Below are 553 nucleotides of genomic sequence, written 5' to 3'. Positions count from 1 at the left end.
GTGAAGAGCATCAAGCTGACGGCGAGCGGCAAGGCCGATATCACCAGTCCCGCCGCCAACGTATCGCTGACCGGCTCCGTCAACGACCAGCCGCTCGATATCAAGGCAGCACTGGTGACAAGCGAGGGCAAGCGTTCGATCAACGGATTCCTGGTCTCGCTGGGCGACAACAAGGTCTCGGGCGATCTCGCGCTGGACGACAAGTACATGCCGCTCGGCACGCTGACGCTCGACGCGCCCGCTATCGACCAGTTGGCCGCACTCGCCGGCCAGGCGGTGACGGGCGACATCGACGGCACCATCGGCTTTGCCAAGGAGGGCGACGCGCCCTCCGTCGCGATCGATGCGAAGAGCACTTCGATCGCGCGTGGCGACGTGACGGCCAAGGCCATCACCGTCAATGCGCTGATCGCCAATTATCTCAAGGCGCCGGCGATCGCCGGTTCGATAAAGGCTGACAGCGTCACTTCCGGAACCACCGAAATCAGCGGCATCGGCGTCGACCTGAAGCGCGACGGCGATTGGACCAATTTCACCGGCGGCGCCACCATAG

The 553-nt window shown here is 64.0% G+C and carries 1 protein-coding gene; it reads left to right on the top strand.

All coding sequences use genetic code 11. From position 1 onward, the window contains the following. The coding region (locus EN879_RS38275; RefSeq protein WP_164774958.1) for a hypothetical protein at nt 1-553 on the top strand (553 nt) is incomplete at both ends.

Origin of the sequence: Mesorhizobium sp. M7A.F.Ca.AU.002.02.1.1 (assembly GCF_003998535.1) — a bacterium.
GTDB classification, from domain to species: domain Bacteria; phylum Pseudomonadota; class Alphaproteobacteria; order Rhizobiales; family Rhizobiaceae; genus Mesorhizobium; species Mesorhizobium ciceri.
The sequence above is the reverse complement of the archived record's forward strand: the minus strand, read 5'-3'. Positions and strand labels throughout refer to the sequence as shown.